Origin of the sequence: Campylobacter sp. RM5004 (genome assembly GCF_022369455.1) — a bacterium.
GTDB lineage: Bacteria > Campylobacterota > Campylobacteria > Campylobacterales > Campylobacteraceae > Campylobacter_E.
Window position 1 is genome coordinate 449,992 of record NZ_CP059599.1, and the last position, 15,708, is coordinate 465,699.

General features: G+C 30.2%; 16 protein-coding genes. 15 read left to right on the forward strand and 1 reads right to left on the reverse strand.

All coding sequences use genetic code 11. From position 1 onward, the window contains the following. The 12 genes from AVANS_RS02305 to AVANS_RS02360 all read left to right on the forward strand — a co-directional run bounded on the left by AVANS_RS02305 (position 1) and on the right by AVANS_RS02360 (position 10,590). Positions 1–1,143: a GGDEF domain-containing protein gene (locus tag AVANS_RS02305; protein ID WP_239818046.1), complete on the forward strand. Its 1,143-nt coding sequence runs from the start codon at positions 1–3 to the stop codon at positions 1,141–1,143. Between the two features lie 36 nt (positions 1,144–1,179). Next, positions 1,180–1,953 (forward strand): flagellar motor stator protein MotA, encoded by a 774-nt coding sequence (gene motA, locus AVANS_RS02310; RefSeq protein WP_239818047.1) that lies wholly within the window; start codon positions 1,180–1,182, stop codon positions 1,951–1,953. 2 nt (positions 1,954–1,955) lie between these two features. Beyond that, positions 1,956–2,684: a flagellar motor protein MotB gene (gene motB / locus AVANS_RS02315; RefSeq protein ID WP_239818048.1), complete on the forward strand. Its 729-nt coding sequence runs from the start codon at positions 1,956–1,958 to the stop codon at positions 2,682–2,684. Between the two features lie 387 nt (positions 2,685–3,071). After that, on the forward strand, positions 3,072–3,785 hold the full coding sequence (locus AVANS_RS02320) for an amino acid ABC transporter permease (protein ID WP_239818049.1): 714 nt from the start codon (positions 3,072–3,074) through the stop codon (positions 3,783–3,785). Then, positions 3,778–4,512: an amino acid ABC transporter ATP-binding protein gene (locus AVANS_RS02325; RefSeq protein ID WP_239818050.1), complete on the forward strand. Its 735-nt coding sequence runs from the start codon at positions 3,778–3,780 to the stop codon at positions 4,510–4,512. The genes AVANS_RS02320 and AVANS_RS02325 overlap by 8 nt, the downstream gene beginning before the upstream one ends. Before the next feature lie 11 nt (positions 4,513–4,523). Then, positions 4,524–5,228: a transporter substrate-binding domain-containing protein gene (locus tag AVANS_RS02330; protein WP_239818051.1), complete on the forward strand. Its 705-nt coding sequence runs from the start codon at positions 4,524–4,526 to the stop codon at positions 5,226–5,228. Between the two features lie 10 nt (positions 5,229–5,238). After that, positions 5,239–5,958: a transporter substrate-binding domain-containing protein gene (locus AVANS_RS02335; protein ID WP_239818052.1), complete on the forward strand. Its 720-nt coding sequence runs from the start codon at positions 5,239–5,241 to the stop codon at positions 5,956–5,958. Between the two features lies 1 nt (position 5,959). Then, positions 5,960–7,039 carry a flavodoxin-dependent (E)-4-hydroxy-3-methylbut-2-enyl-diphosphate synthase gene (ispG, locus tag AVANS_RS02340; RefSeq protein WP_239818053.1) on the forward strand — a complete coding sequence of 360 codons (1,080 nt, stop codon included), beginning with the start codon at positions 5,960–5,962 and terminating at the stop codon, positions 7,037–7,039. Positions 7,040–7,076: 37 nt separating this feature from the next. Next, on the forward strand, positions 7,077–8,387 hold the full coding sequence (locus tag AVANS_RS02345) for a DnaB-like helicase C-terminal domain-containing protein (protein WP_239818054.1): 1,311 nt from the start codon (positions 7,077–7,079) through the stop codon (positions 8,385–8,387). A 222-nt stretch (positions 8,388–8,609) separates the two neighbouring features. After that, positions 8,610–9,101: a PAS domain-containing protein gene (locus tag AVANS_RS02350; protein WP_239818055.1), complete on the forward strand. Its 492-nt coding sequence runs from the start codon at positions 8,610–8,612 to the stop codon at positions 9,099–9,101. Further along, positions 9,098–10,270, forward strand: a complete 1,173-nt coding sequence (locus AVANS_RS09550; protein WP_275583451.1) for a methyl-accepting chemotaxis protein — start codon at positions 9,098–9,100, stop codon at positions 10,268–10,270. The genes AVANS_RS02350 and AVANS_RS09550 overlap by 4 nt, the downstream gene beginning before the upstream one ends. A gap of 8 nt (positions 10,271–10,278) precedes the next feature. Then, the gene (locus tag AVANS_RS02360) at positions 10,279–10,590 is read left to right on the forward strand and encodes a multidrug efflux SMR transporter (RefSeq protein ID WP_239818056.1); all 312 of its coding nucleotides are present in this window, start codon (positions 10,279–10,281) and stop codon (positions 10,588–10,590) included. Between the two features lie 33 nt (positions 10,591–10,623). Here AVANS_RS02360 and AVANS_RS02365 read toward each other — a convergent pair whose 3' ends face one another. Further along, a complete protein-coding gene (locus tag AVANS_RS02365) occupies positions 10,624–11,892 on the reverse strand; it encodes an O-acetylhomoserine aminocarboxypropyltransferase/cysteine synthase family protein (protein ID WP_239818057.1) in 1,269 nt (422 codons plus the stop codon). Positions 11,893–11,980: 88 nt separating this feature from the next. Between AVANS_RS02365 and metA the strand changes: the two genes are divergently transcribed. From metA to AVANS_RS02380, 3 genes are all read left to right on the forward strand, one after another. Then, the gene (gene metA, locus AVANS_RS02370) at positions 11,981–12,898 is read left to right on the forward strand and encodes a homoserine O-succinyltransferase (protein WP_239818058.1); all 918 of its coding nucleotides are present in this window, start codon (positions 11,981–11,983) and stop codon (positions 12,896–12,898) included. Between the two features lie 62 nt (positions 12,899–12,960). Beyond that, on the forward strand, positions 12,961–14,481 hold the full coding sequence (locus AVANS_RS02375) for a BCCT family transporter (protein WP_239818059.1): 1,521 nt from the start codon (positions 12,961–12,963) through the stop codon (positions 14,479–14,481). Next, a complete protein-coding gene (locus AVANS_RS02380) occupies positions 14,478–15,590 on the forward strand; it encodes a mandelate racemase/muconate lactonizing enzyme family protein (RefSeq protein ID WP_239818060.1) in 1,113 nt (370 codons plus the stop codon). Before AVANS_RS02375 ends, AVANS_RS02380 begins: the two co-directional genes overlap by 4 nt. Positions 15,591–15,708 lie beyond the last annotated feature (118 nt).

Consider the following 15,708-nt stretch of genomic DNA (forward strand, 5'->3'; position numbering starts at 1 on the left):
ATGAATTTATTATTTGATTGGACAAAAGACTATGAAACTAGTTTAAATGAAGTTGATGAGCAACATAAGTATTTAGTTAGCTTAACAAATGAAATTGCGATTAAACTTAGTGAAAAATCTCTTAATAAGCAAGAATTAGATGAAGCTTTTAAGAAGATATTAGATTATGCAAGTTATCACTTTATGGCTGAAGAAAAATTGATGAAAGAAAAAAATATCAATAGTATTTTTTATGAAAAACACGAAAAAAGCCATAAACAATTTGTAGAGCAAGTGCAACAATTATTCCTTGAAGTTGGAGATGGGGTTAATAAAGAAGCTGTTAGAAGTCTTTTAGAATTTTTAATCTCATGGCTTGCTTTTCATATTTTAGGAACAGATCAAAATATGGCAAAGCAAATTGATTTGATTGATAAAGGACATTCGCCTAACGAAGCTTATGAAATGGTAGAACAAAATACCAATAAACAAACAGAACCTTTAGTAAAAGCTTTAAATGGCTTAGTAAATGTTGTAATTAAAAGAAATAATGAATTATTAGAGCTTAAGAGAAATCTTGAGTTAAAAGTAATGGAAAAAACTAGAGAATTATCAGCGGCAAATCAAACTTTAAGAACTTTAGCTTCTACTGATGTTTTAACAAATTTGCCTAATAGAAGATATTTATTTGAAGCTTTAGATGTAATTTTAGAAGAAGCAAAAGAAAATTTACTTCTTACAAGTGGGCTCATGATAGATTTGGACAATTTCAAAGAAATCAATGATAATTATGGTCATGAAATGGGAGATAAAGTATTAAAAGAATTTTCTCAAGCGATCAAAGAAGCAATTAGAACTGATGATGTATTTGCTAGACTTGGTGGAGATGAGTTTTTCTTACTTTTACCAAATACAGACTCAAGGGGTGCATTTATTCTAGCAAACCAACTTTTAGAAGTAACTAGAAAGTTAAATATAAGAGTAGGGGATAGATTAGATGATAAATGGAATAGTAGCATAAGCATAGGAATTGCAACAATAACTCCTAGCAAAATAACCTGTGCAAATGATTTTATGAAAAAAGCCGATTTAGCAGTATATGCAGCTAAAAATGCTGGTAAAAATTGCATCAGAGTTTATAGTGAAGAAATTTTAACTAATTAAATGTATGATTTTTAGATTTAAAATAAAGGAAATATTGTGGATTTAACAACGGTCTTAGGAATGGTTTTAGCGCTTACTTCAATATGCGTTGGGGATATTTTAGAGGGTGGTAACCCGCTACATCTTATACATATATCATCGGTTCTTATCGTTTTGCCTACGGCGTTTTTCTCAACTATGGTTGCTACAAATAAATACTATATAAAAGGTGCTTTTAGGGAGCTAAAGATAGTTTTTAAAGGTAGTGGAGTGAATTTTCAAGCTAGAGTAGATCAATTAGTAGAATTTGCTTCAATTGCTAGAAAAGATGGGCTTTTAGCACTTGAGCCAAAAGTAGCAGAAATAGATAATGCTTGTTTAAAATCAGCAATGATGATGATGGTTGATGGTAAAGACGTAGAAGAGATAAAAGAAAGTATGGAGTTAGATATTTCTCACTCAGAAACTTATTATGATGAATGTAGAGAGTTCTTTTGTCGTGTAGGTGAGTCATGTCCTACGTTTGGACTTGTAGGAGCGGTGTGCGGACTTATGCTTGCTCTTCAACTACTAGATGACCCACAAGCAATGGCTATGGGTATTGCGGGTGCTTTTACGGCTACTGTTACTGGGATTTATTGTTGTTATGGTGTGTTTGTTCCTTGGGGAAATAAAATCAAAGGTAATGGACACGACCTTATTATGGAAAAAGAGCTTATGATGGCAGGAGTAATTGGTATAGCAGAAGGTGCAAACCCAAGAGATTTAGAACAAAAATTATTCTTATATATGCCACATGGTGTTGTTCCAAAATCACAATTTGGTGAATAATAATGGCTAAGAAAAAAAAGTGCCCACCGATTCCAGCGTGCGAGAAGTGGGCTGTTCCACTAGCTGACTTCTTCTCGTTATTACTTGCTTTATTTATTGCTTTATATGCTATTGCTTCGGTTAATACAGATAAGGCAAAGGCTTTAACAAAAGAGTTTGTTAAGATTTTTGATTTTCCTAGCACACAAGTTGTAGAAAAAGAAAGCAAAACAGATGGTAAGTATAATCCATCAAATAATGAAGATTCAAAAGCTCTTCAAGCTCAGAATATAAACCAACAAGAAAGCATAGAAAAGTTAAAAGCAATTTTAGACCAAAAAGAAAATCAATTTTATATGGAATTACCATCGGTTTTATTTTTTAACAAAGATGAAACTAAGGTAAGTAATAGCGATGATATGCTTTATTTAAAAAGAATTAAAATGATAATGCACGGCTTAGGAGATGGGGTTCAGCTTGAAATTCGTGGCTTTAGCGATAATGATGACAGCTATTTAACAAGCTTTGATTTAGCAACAGCAAGGGCAAGAGAAGTTTTAGAGATTTTAATTAAAAGCGGAGTTGATTCATCAAAACTTAGTATAAAAAGCTATGGAGCAAACAGCCCTAGATTTGATAATAATGGTAGTGAAGGTGTGAAAAATAATAGAGTTGAGCTGTATTTTAAAACAGATATAAATGATATAAAATCACAAAAAACCATTCTTGATGCAGTAGAAAATGTAAAATAATTTTTCAAATTCCTATTTCAAATTCCAAAGAATTTAAAATAGGAATTTGCTACTTAATTTCATAAAATTTCAAATCCTAATTCCTATTTCAAATTCTTTTTGCTTTATTAAATTACATAGCAAGAATTAAGAAAATTTATAAATACTTTGCAATAAATATTTTAAGCTTAAAATTCAATTAATTTAATAAATCATTAAGATAAAAAAGAGATAATCAAACTTAATTTTTTTAAAAGGACGAGAAGATGAAAATCATAGATTTAATCAAGCACAATAAATACCTTACAATCCGTCAAATTTCTCGTTCAAATCTACGCAATATTCATTAATTTATAGTTTTAGTTGTGTTTTTACACCTTATTTATTTTTAGTTTTAAAGGAAAAAAATTGAAAAATTTAGAAAATATATTTAAAGTAGTTTTTCCACTTGCAATAGTTGTAATTACTACTTATTATTGCTATCCATTTGAGCTTAGCAAGGCTGATCATTTAGCTTATTTAAAGAGTTATGGAACGACTTTAGGGCTTACTTCACTTGGTTTAGTTATAGGCCTTACGGGTGGATTTTTATTAGCATTTTTGTTAGTGCTTAGAAATAGATTTTTAACAATGTTAATTAACGAATATTTAGACCTTATTAGGGGCATGCCATTAATGCTACTTTTAATGATTTTTGCATTCGTTGTATTTGCTCAATTCGATAATATGTTTTTTGTTGCTGTTATTGCTTTAGGTCTTAATTCAAGTGCTTATGTTGCAGAAATCATTAGAAGTGGAATAGAAAGCGTTGATAAAGGTCAAATGGAAGCAGCAAGGTCAATGGGCTTATCGCATTTTCAAGCTATGAGAATGATAGTTTTCCCACAGGCTGTTAAAAATATCATTCCAGCTTTAGCAAATGAATTTATTTCATTATTTAAAGAAACTTCAGTAGTTGCGTTTATTAGTGTTGTGGATTTGACATTTCAAAGCAAGATTTTTCAATCTAATTTATACGATCCAAAACCTTATATTTTCGCAGGTGTTGTGTATTATGTTAGTGTTAAAGTATTTACATTTTTTGTAAGATTATTAGAAATGAGGCTAAAGAAAAATGATTAAGATTTCTAATTTATGTAAAAATTATGGCAATTTACAAGTTTTAAAAGATATTAGTGTTGATATTAATAAAGGCGACATAATAGCGATTATAGGGCCTAGTGGCGGCGGAAAAAGCACATTTTTAAGATGCTTAAATAGATTAGAAGTAGCAGATAGTGGCAAAATCTTAATCAATGATGAAAATATTTTAGATGAAAAAATTGATATAAATAAACACAGACAAAAAGTATCAATGGTATTTCAGCATTTTAATTTATTTGCAAATAAAAATGTTTTAGATAATTTAATCCTAGCACCTACTAGCTTACAAATTTTAAGCAAAGATGAAGCAATAACAAAAGCTAGAAATCTTTTAGCAAAAGTTGGCCTAGCAGATAAAGAAGAATTCTTCCCACACAAACTAAGTGGCGGACAAAAGCAAAGAATTGCAATAGCAAGAAGTCTTATGATGGAGCCTGAGATTATACTTTTTGATGAGCCAACTAGTGCGCTTGATCCTGAAATGGTAGGAGAAGTTTTAAGCTTAATTAAAGAAATAGCAAATACAAAAAATGCCCCTATTATGATTTTAGTAACTCATGAAATGGGTTTTGCAAAAAATGTTGCTAATAGAATATTTTTTATGGAAAGTGGCAAAATCGCAGTAGATGATACCCCACACAATGTATTTAATAATAGTTCTAATGTTAGATTAAATGAGTTTTTAAACAAGGTTTTAAACCATTAAAGGAGTTTGGTATGAAAAAGATTTTTTTAGTTCTTTTTATTTCTTTATTTGCTTATGCAAATCAAGTTGTAAAGGTTGGAATTTCGGCAAATTACGCACCATTTGATATGATGGTTGATGGTAAATTAAGTGGCTTTGATGTTGATTTGGTAGAAGAAATCGCAAAAGCTAGTAATTTAAAAATTGAATTTGTAAATATGAGCTTTGATGGACTAATTCCATCTTTAGTAGCAGGAAAAATCACTATGATTGCTTCGGGAATGAGTATTAGTGAGCAAAGAAAGAAGAATTGTGATTTTTCAGAGCCTTATTTTTTCGGAAAAACTATGTATCTTAAAAGAAAAGGCGATGCAATATCTAATAAAGAAGAATTAAAAGGTATTAAAACTGGAGTTAAGCTTGGCACAATTCAAGAAAACACAGCAAGAAATTTAGGTGCAAATGTTGTATTGCATGAAGATTCAGCTGTTGTTATCATGAGCCTTATTAATAAGCATATTGATGCGGTTGTTTTTGATTCTTTTGTGGCTAAGAAATTTATGGCAAAAAATCCTGAAATTGAGAGTTTTTATGAAGAAAATGATGGAGCTTTAGGTTTTGCTTTTGTATTTGCAAAAGGTAAAAATCAAGAATTAAGAAATAAAATAAACGAAGGTTTAGAAAAAGTAAAAGCTAGTGGTAAATATGACGAGCTTATTAAAAAATATGGACTTTAAGGAGTAAATTATGAAAAAGTTATTATTAGTTTTATTTGCACTTATTTTTAGTGCGTGTTTAAATGCAAATGATAAGGTTTATAAGATAGGAATTTCACCTGATTATCCACCATTTGATATGTTAGTAGATGGCAAAATTACTGGTTTTGATGCTGAATTATTTGATAATTTAGCAAAAATTGCAGGTATTAAGTATGAGTTTAAGGCTATGAGTTTTGATGGACTTATTGCAGGACTTAAGGCAGGTAAAATTGATGCAATTATAAGTGCTATGAGTGCAAGCGAACAAAGAAAAAAGGCTTGTGATTTTAGTGATGTTTATTATAAAGCTAAAACAATTTATCTAAAGCATAAAGATAGCGATATTGCTACAAAAGATGATATAAAAGGTAAAAAAGTAGGGGTTCAATTAGGCACAGTGCAAGAAGTGGCAGTAAAAAATGCAGGTGCTTTAGTTCAACCTAATGAAAATCCTGTTGTATTAGTAATGGCTTTAAATGATAAAAAATTACAAGCTTTAGCATTTGATGCGCTTGTTGCAAGAGAATATTTAGCAAAATATCCTGATTTAGCAGAGTTTTATAGCGAAGATGATGGCACTGAAGGATTTTCTATTGCATTTAGCAAAAATGAAAATGTAGAGCTTAGAGAAAAACTAAATAAAGCTTTAGAAGAGTTTATGAAAACTAGTGAATATGAAGCTTTACTTAAAAAATACAATATAAACTAAGATGAAAAGCGATTTTTTTAAGCCTAGATTTAAAACTAGGCAAATTAATGTAGGCGGGGTTAAAATCGGTGGTGATGCACCTATTAGCGTGCAATCAATGTTATTTACTAAAACTCAAGATATTAAAGGCTGTTTAGAGCAATTAATTGAGCTAAAATTAGCTGGTGCTGATATTGTAAGGGTTGCTTGTTTAGATATAAAAGACGCTAGGGCTTTAGCAGAACTTAAAAAGCAAAGCCCTTTGCCACTGATTGTAGATATTCATTTTAATTATAAATTAGCTTTATATTGTGCTGAATTTATAGATGGAATTAGAATAAATCCAGGAAATATTGGTGGCAAAGAAAATATAAGAGAAGTTGTAAATGCTTGTAAGCAAAGAAATATTCCTATTAGAATTGGAGTAAATCACGGCAGTATTGAAAAGCAATTTGAAGAAAAATATGGAAGAAGCGTAAAAGCCTTGCTTGAGAGTGCTGTTTATAATATAAAACTCTTAGAAGATTTTGATTTTAGAGATATTAAAATAAGTATTAAAACCTCAGACGCACAAAGCACAATAGAAAGTTATACAAGACTAAGAGAGCTTTGCGATTATCCATTTCATTTAGGAGTAACCGAAGCAGGGACTAAATTTCATAGCACCATAAAAAGCTCAATTGCAATAGGGCAATTATTATTAAATGGCATAGGAGATACTATTCGTGTTTCTATGACAGGAGAGCTTAGCGAAGAAATAAGAGTAGCAAGGGCGATTTTGCAAGATAGTGGAATACAAAAAAGCGGCATAAATATAATCTCATGTCCTACTTGTGGAAGAATTCAAAGCGATTTATTAAGTGCTATTAAGATTGTAGAAGAAAAAACAAAGCATATTAAAGCACCTTTAAATATAAGCGTAATGGGCTGCGTTGTAAATGCTTTAGGCGAAGCTAAGGGAGCTGATGTAGCAATTGCATTTGGCAAAAACGAAGGCTTAGTGATAAGACACGGAGAAGTAGTAGCAAAGTGTAAATACGATACTTTAGTGGATAGATTTTTAGATGAAGTGCTAGATGAAGCAAAACTGCACGAAAGCTAAATTCCTATTTCAAATTCTTTGATATAAAGGATGAAAATTGAGTAAATATTTTGATATAGAGCTTGAGCAAAGCTTATTATTAGCTTGTATAGAAATTAATGAAAATATTGATATAGCAGCAAGTATCATTAAACCTAGTGATTTTTCTAATAGATTAAATGGCGATATTTTTGAATTCATTGTAAATAAAAGAAGATTAAGAGAAAGTGTTGATTTAAAGCAGTTAAAAATAGTTTTTCCTAATGCTAAGGATATGTTTTGGGCTGAATTAGAGCAGCAAAACTGGTCTATTGATGTTGAATCTTATTCAAAAATGTTAAGGGATTTAAGTGTAAAAGATCAGCTTAATTCTTTAATGCAAACTACAATGAATGAATTAGTAAGCGTTCAAGATAGTATTGATTATACACATAATTTAAATGCTAAAATTTATTCTCTTATTTCAGGGGTTAAAAACAATTCTTTAAAAAGCTCAAGAATGGCAGTAAGCGAGTTTTATGAAGAATTAAACAGAGTTAGCAAGATTTTAGATAAGAATGTAATCGGAGTTGATACAGGCTTTTCTTTATTAAATCATTATACGAAAGGTTTTAAAGCAGGGGAGCTAATAATCTTAGCAGCACGTCCTGGTATGGGTAAAACTACATTTGCCTTAAATATTTTATTACACGCACTTAAAAAAGATGTAGGAGTTGTGTTTTATAGTCTTGAAACAGAAGCTCATAAAATTATGGCAAAGCTTATAGCTCAAGATACAGGAATTTCTTTAGGTTCTATTACTAAAGGTGAGCTTACTCAAGATGAATTAGAAAATGTTCAAATGAGTGCAAATATGCTAAGTGAAAGCACTTTATATATCTACGATCAAGGCGATTTAAACATAGAGTTTTTACGCTCATCTTTAAGAAGATTAAAAGAAGAGCATAGCAATATAGGTCTTTGTGTATTAGATTATATTCAATTAATGAATTCGCTTAATACTAGAGTGGATAGACATATTCAAGTAAGTGAAATTAGCAGGGGTTTAAAATTACTTGCACTTGAGCTTAAAATTCCTATTTTAGCACTATCACAGGTAAATCGTTCGGTAGATTCAAGAACAAATAAAAAGCTTATATTATCAGACATTAGAGAAAGTGGTAGTATAGAGCAAGATGCTGACTTGATATTATTTATAAATCAAGTTGTAGATAATCCAATCCCAACAGCAGAACGCCACGCCATACTTGATATTGCAAAAAATAGAAGTGGTGAATTAAAAGAAATCCATCTTGACTTTAAAACAAGCAAAGCAAAATTCGCTCAAATTGAGTTTAATAATCAACCTAGCGAAACAGAAGAGTTTTAAAAATATTCATTTAAAAGTCATTTTTAAATATAAAAATTAAAAGCAAATTCCTAATTCAAATTCTTTAAAAATATACTTTAATTTAAGTTTAGTTATTAAATTAAACTTAAATTAAAATCTTAATTAATAAAATAAATTTTTTATAAGATAATTAGATTTATTTAATAATTTTTTGCCTATAAGTAATAATATTTCATATTAATTTCCTAAAAAGAGGGACAAATGGAAAAAGAGTTAAATGAACATGATTTTATAGTCAGTAAAACTGATACAAGGGGCAATATTACTTATGCAAATGAGTCTTTCATTAAGATAATTTATGCTAAAGAAAGCGATATTTTAAACAAACCACACAATATTGTAAGACATCCAGATATGCCAAAAGCTGTTTTTAAATATTTATGGCAACAGCTAAAGGCTAGAAAAGAAGTTTATGCTTTTGTAAAAAATAAAACTTTTGATAATGGATATTATTGGGTTTTTGCGAATATTAGTGTTTCTTATGATTTAAATGGAAATATTATAGGTTATTACTCAGTAAGAAGAAAAATAGGCAAAAGAGCTAAAGAATTAATTATTTCTTTATATAAAAAAATGATAGAAGTAGAAAAAAGCAAAGGCGTAGATGAATCTTGGAAAATCATTGAAGAGATTTTGCATAAAGAAAACAAAACTTATAATGAATTTATAATAAGCATACAGGATTTAAAATGAGTATTTTTAATAAAAACAATGAAAAAACACTAGAAGAAATAATAAAGGTTTTAGAACTTACTTCTAATGGTTATTTAGAATCAAGAGTTGTAAATGTAGAAGGTAAAAATTATCAAAAACTTGCTAATCTTTTAAATAATTTATTAGATCAAGTTGAAGTTTGGCAAAGAGAAGTGGCTGCTTCAATAGAAAATGCTTTTTTAGGTAATACTTATAGGAATATAAATAGCGTAGGCTTAAAGGGTAGATTTAAAAATACAGCTGATAATTTAGTAAATGCAATTATAGGCATTTCAAAAAGTATTGAAGCGCAAAAGCTAAATGAGTTAAGTATTAAGATTCAACAAAATAGTGAAGATTTAGAAATTATAAATATCCTAACAAAAGGCTTAAATAAAAATCAAGATAATTTAAACAATATTTTAAATTCATCAAAAAATATAGCAGAAAGCTCACATCTTACTCAAGCTATGGTAAAAGAGCTTACTAAAAGCTCAAATGAATTGCAAAATTATATAAATTTATTTACTGATTTAATTCACACATTAAGCGATAAAACAAATGAAATTTCAAAAATCATTGAAATGGTAAAGGATATAACCGATCAAACTCAATTATTATCATTAAATGCTGCTATTGAAGCTGCTAGAGCAGGAGAGCATGGGCGTGGATTTGCCGTAGTTGCTGAAGAAGTAAGAAAATTAGCAAACAATACAGAAGAAGCAACAAATACAATAAATTTAAACATTAGCTCATTAAAAGATAGTGTGAAAAAATGCCTTGAATATTCAAATCAAGTTTATGAAATAAGCAATAAAAATCAAGAAAAAACTAATCAGTTCTTTAGCACTCTTAGTTCATATGAGCAATTATCAGAAAATAATTTCATTGATGCAAAAAATAGTGGAAGTTTGCAAAATAATTTATTTATACAAATTCATTTATTGCTTTATAAAGATGATGCAATTAGGTGTTTGCTAAATAAAAATTTAAAGCAAAATAAAAGCCTTGAAGAAAGTATTTTAAAGGCAATAAATCAAGAGCAAGTTAAACAATTTAAAGATATTTTGGCTTTATATGAAAATATTTACAATGAAAATGATTTAAACGAACAAATAAAATTAGTTCAAAAATTTGATAAGCTAATTTATAATATGTGTAAAAACTAAGGAGTTTAATGGCTTGGATATATTTAATTTTAGCAGGTGTTTTTGAAATAGGTTGGCCTTTAGGCTTTAAATTAGCAAATGAAGGCTCAAAACTATGGATTATATTTGCTATTTTTTCTATGGCTCTTAGTGGTTTTTTGCTTTATTTATCGCAAAAAAGCATACCAATAGGAACAGCTTATATTGTTTGGACAGGCATAGGTGGAATAGGAACTATTCTTGTTGGTATATTTTTCTTTCAAGATAGTGTGAGTTTTTTAAGATTATTCTTTCTTGCTTTAATTTTAGTAGGTTTAGTCGGAATTAAGCTTGTTAGTTAAAGAATTTGAAATAGGAATTTCAAATTCTTTATTTTAATTAAAAACTTGCTTTAAAGCTTGTTTTATATCATTTATCAAATCATCAATATTTTCAATACCAACTGAGAGTCTAATAAGCCCTTCGCTAATTCCTGCTTTTATTAATTCATCTTTGCTTAGTTGTCTATGAGTATGGCTTGCAGGATGAAGCACGCAACTTCTAGCATCTGCTACATGTGTAGCAATTGTGATTAACTTTAGGCTATCAATGAATTTTATTGTTTGTTCTTTATTAGCATCAAGCTCAAAGCTAATAACACCACAAACTCCATTAGGCATATAAGTAAGTGCAAGTTCATAATAAGGACTAGTTTTTAGCATAGGACAATTTACGCTTTTAATATGCTTATTAGCTTGTAAAAATTCTGCGATTTTTTTAGCATTTTCGCAGTGTTTTGCCACTCTTAAAGCTAAGCTTTCAATATGAGTTGATAGTATGAATGCACTTTGCGGACTAAGACATGCTCCTATATCTCTCATTAATTGAACAACAAGCTTAGTAATATAAGCAAATTTGCCAAATTTCTTAGTATAAATTAAACCATGATATGAGCTATCTGGCATGTTAAAATCAGCAAATTTTTCATTCTCCCAATTAAAATTCCCACTATCAAGAATAGCCCCAGCAATTACACTTGAATGCCCATCAAGATATTTTGTAGCCGAATGCACCACAATATCAGCTCCATGTTTAATAGGTTGGCAGTTAATTGGCGTTGCAAAGGTATTATCAATTATTAAAGGTATATTGTTTTTATGAGCAATATTTGCAAATTTTTTAATATCTAGCACTACTAATGATGGATTTGAAACGCTTTCTGCAAAAATTAATTTCGTATTATCTTTAATAGCTGCTTGTATTTTTTTATCGCTACTATTTGCACTTATAAAAGTCGCATCTATTCCAAATTTTTTAAGCGTAAAACCTATTAAATTAATAGTGCCACCATATATTTCATTTACGCAAACTAAATGATCACCTGCTTTACAAATATTTGTAATCGCTAAAAATATCGCAGCTTGTCCGCTAGAAGTTAGCACTCCTGCAACAGCACCTTCAAGACTAGCTATTTTGTTTGCTACATAATCATTTGTTGGATTTGCTACTCTTGAGTAAAAATACCCACTTTCTTCTAAATCAAATAATTTTCCCATAAACTCGCAAGAGTCGTATTTAAAAGTAGTGCTTTGAATTATTGGCACTTGTCTGCTTTCGCCGTTTTTTGGCTTGTAACCAGCATGAATACATAAAGTCTCTTTCATAAATCCCCCTTTGTGAATAGTAGTTTAGCCTTATTTTAAGGCATAAGCAAGTAAAAAATGGCAAAATTAGGCTCAAAAAGGAGAAAATATGCCTGTTAATATCAAAACCATTCTTCCTGCAAAGCAAGCTTTAGAAAATGAAAATATATTCGTAATGGATGAAGCAAGGGCAAATTCACAAGATATTCGCCCACTTGAATTAATCATTTTAAATCTTATGCCTATCAAAGAAGAAACAGAATTAGAACTACTTAGAATGCTATCAAATACGCCTTTACAAGTAAAAATAACGCTTTTAAGAATAGCTTCGCATGAGAGTAAAAATACTTGCGAAAATCATTTAAACGAGCATTATTTGATATTTGATGAAATAAAGCATAAAAAATTTGACGGAATGATAATAACAGGAGCTCCACTTGAGCATCTTGAATTTAATGAAGTTACTTATATTGATGAATTAAGAGCGATTTTAAAGTGGAGTAAAAGCAATGTATTTAGCACTCTTCATATTTGTTATGGTGCAATGATAGGTCTAAATTATCATTATGAAATCTCTAAAATTGCTTTAGAAAAAAAGCTTAGTGGAGTTTATAAGCATTTAGTAATTAATAATAAAGACGAGCTTTTAAGGGGAATGGATGATGAGTTTTTAGCACCGCATTCAAGACATTCAGGCATAGATGAACTTGCTTTAAAAAACAATGAGTTTTTAAAAGTTTTAGCAAGTAGCGATATGGCAGGTTCATATCTTATAAGAAGCTTAGATAAAAGGCAGGTCTTTGTTCTAGGTCATCCTGAATATTCAAGAAAAACGCTTGATAATGAATACAAAAGAGATTTAAAAAACGGCTTAAATGTAGATATTCCTTATAATTATTACGAAAATGATGACCCAAATAATGAGCCAAAGCTTACTTGGAGAGCTCATGCAAATTGCGTGTATATTAATTGGTTAAATTATTATGTATATCAAAGCACTCCATTTGAAATTGATAAAATTAATTAATTTAAGCTAGAAATTAAGTTTAAAGGTAATAATAAGCTTTTATTTTAATTTAAGGAGTTGTTATGAAAAATAACGAACTACAATCACCTTTAGGGGGGGGGGGCAGGAGTGATTTTTTCTTAATTACAATCTCTATTGTTGCAGTAGGTTTTGTAATTTTAGTCTTGCTACTTAACCCAGAAGGCTCGCTTAAAGTTGCAAACAGCTTGTTTGCCAAACTAACTTCAACCTTTGGTTCAGCTACTCAGCTTTTTGAGTTTATTTGTGTTTTGATTATTGCTTATGTTGCATTTTCAAAATATGGCTTAATTAAGCTTGGAGCTAAAGAAAACCCATATTCAAATACAGCTTGGATTTTTATGTTTATTTGTGCAGGTCTTGGCTCGGCTACTATGTATTGGGCTTTTATGGAATGGGCTTATTATTACACAGGACCTGGTCTTAACATAGCAGCAAATTCAGCAGAAGCTTTAAGACATTCAACTTCTTTTGTGTATTTTCACTGGGGTATTACTCCTTGGGCTGTTTATGCACTAACTTCTATTGCTATGTGTTGGCATTTTTATGTGAAAAAACATCCTGATTTAAAATTATCAGCACTTTTAGCAAATATTTTAGGTATAAAAAGAAATGCTATTTTAGATAAGATTATTGATGTTATATTTTTGTTTTCTACTTTCGGTGGTTTGGTGCTTACAACTACCGTTTCAGTTGTTACTATTAGTAGTGGTTTGGCTGGAATTTTTGGTATAGAAAATGGCTTTTTTATAAAGTTTGTGATTTTAGCGGTAGTTACTGCGATGTTTTCAATCTCAAGTTTTGTTGGGCTTAGCTCAGGTATGCAAAAATTAGCAAAATTATCTTGTATTTTATGCTTTGTATTTGCTGTGCTTGTATTATTGCTCGGAAATAGTGTTTTTATAATTGATAATATGATTAATAGCATAGGATTATTTTTAAGTAATTATGTTCATATGAGCTTATTTAATGATGCAACAGGCACAAGTAGTTTTAATCAAGACTGGACTGTGTTTTATTGGCTTTATTGGATTACTTACACTCCTGCTGTTAGTATATTTGTAACTAAAATCTCAGAAGGAAGAACAATAAGACAAGTTATATTTGGCTTAGTGCTTGGTGGTTGTGTAGGAACTTGGTTTTTCTTTGGATGTCTTACAGGTTTTGCTATTGATACTTTTATTCAAGGGCTTGTTGATGTGCCGAAGTTTTTAAGCACAGGTGCAGGAGAAGCTGGTGTTTTAGCAGTTATTCAACAACTTCCTTTAGGAAATGCTTTTGCTTTATTTTATTTTGTATTAATGCTAGTTTTCTTAGCATCTCATATGGATGCAACTGCATTTACAATCTCAGCAGTAAGTACAAAAATTGATAGCGAAAATCCATCAAAATATCTAAAAGTTTTTTGGTGCATAATGCTTGGAGCTATACCACTTGCAATGCTTTATATAAACGCTGATTTAAATACGCTTAAAATGGCAGTTGTATTAACTGCAGCACCTTTTTTAATAATCTTAGGAATTGCGGCTTTCGGACTTATAAAATGGATAAAGGAGTATAAATGAAAATTACTAAAGTTGAGCCTATTTGGCTAAGAGCAAAGGCTTTTAATGAGCCTTGCGAATGGGGAGAAGATGCGTTTATTTTAAAAATCCATACCGATACGGGGCTTTTTGGAGTAGGAGAGAGTGATAGTGCTCCTGCTGTGCTAAAGGCTATGTTTACTCAGCCTAGTACTCATGGAAGTTGCATGGGGCTTAGTGAAGTATTAATCGGACAAGATCCAAGAAATATAAGCAAAATTATGGATGATTTGTTTGAAGCGAGTGCTTATTATGGTAGGCGTGGAGCTGTAATACATGCTTTAAGCGCAATTGATATAGCTTTACATGACTTGGTTGGAAAGATTTATGGAGTAAGCGTTGCAACGCTTTTAGGAGGTGCAAGAAGAGAATATTTAAATGCTTATGCAACTTTTATTCCTGATAGAAATATCCAAAATACTGCTAAAAGAGCATTAGAGCTTAAAAATGAAGGTTTTAAATTACTTAAGTTTGGTGGAGATGGTTTTGGTGCTAAAGGGCAGTTTGATATAGATACAACAAGAGCTATTAAAGAAGTGGTTGGAGATGATATTAAGCTTAGTATTGACTTAGTTGGGCTTTGGAAGAATTATGGCTATGCAAAAGAAAGATTTAATGATTTTGCTGAGTTTAATTTAGAATGGATTGAAGAGCCAGTGCCAAGCGAGAGTATGGATTGTTATGCAAGACTTAGCCAGAGCTTGCCTTGCAAAATTACAGGTGGAGAAGCACTTGCTACTAAGTGGGAATTTGATGAGTTTTGTAAAAAATCTCGTGTAGCTATCGTTCAACCTGATTTAACTAGATGTGGTGGGTTTTTAGTAATGAAAGAAGTTGAACAAATCGCACTTGATAATGGTTGCGAATTAGTTCCACATGGCTTTAGCACGCAGATTTTATTACACGCTACAGCTCAATTCTTAGCAGCTTCAAAATCTTGTAATCTAATAGAATATTCAAAGAGCACAAGCCCACTATTTAACATTTGCAATGCTTTGCCTTGTGAAGATGGGGTTGTAAAAATTAGTGATTGTGTAGGCTTAGGAATTACATTAAATGAAGAAATTATCAAAAAATATGAAGTAAAATAAAATCAATTTCCTAATTCAAATTCTAAAAAGAATTTGAAATGGGAATTTCATTTGTTAAAAAAGCTTTTTTTTGTAGTTTTTATAATTTTTTTCTTAGGGGAAGGGGGAAGGACTTAAA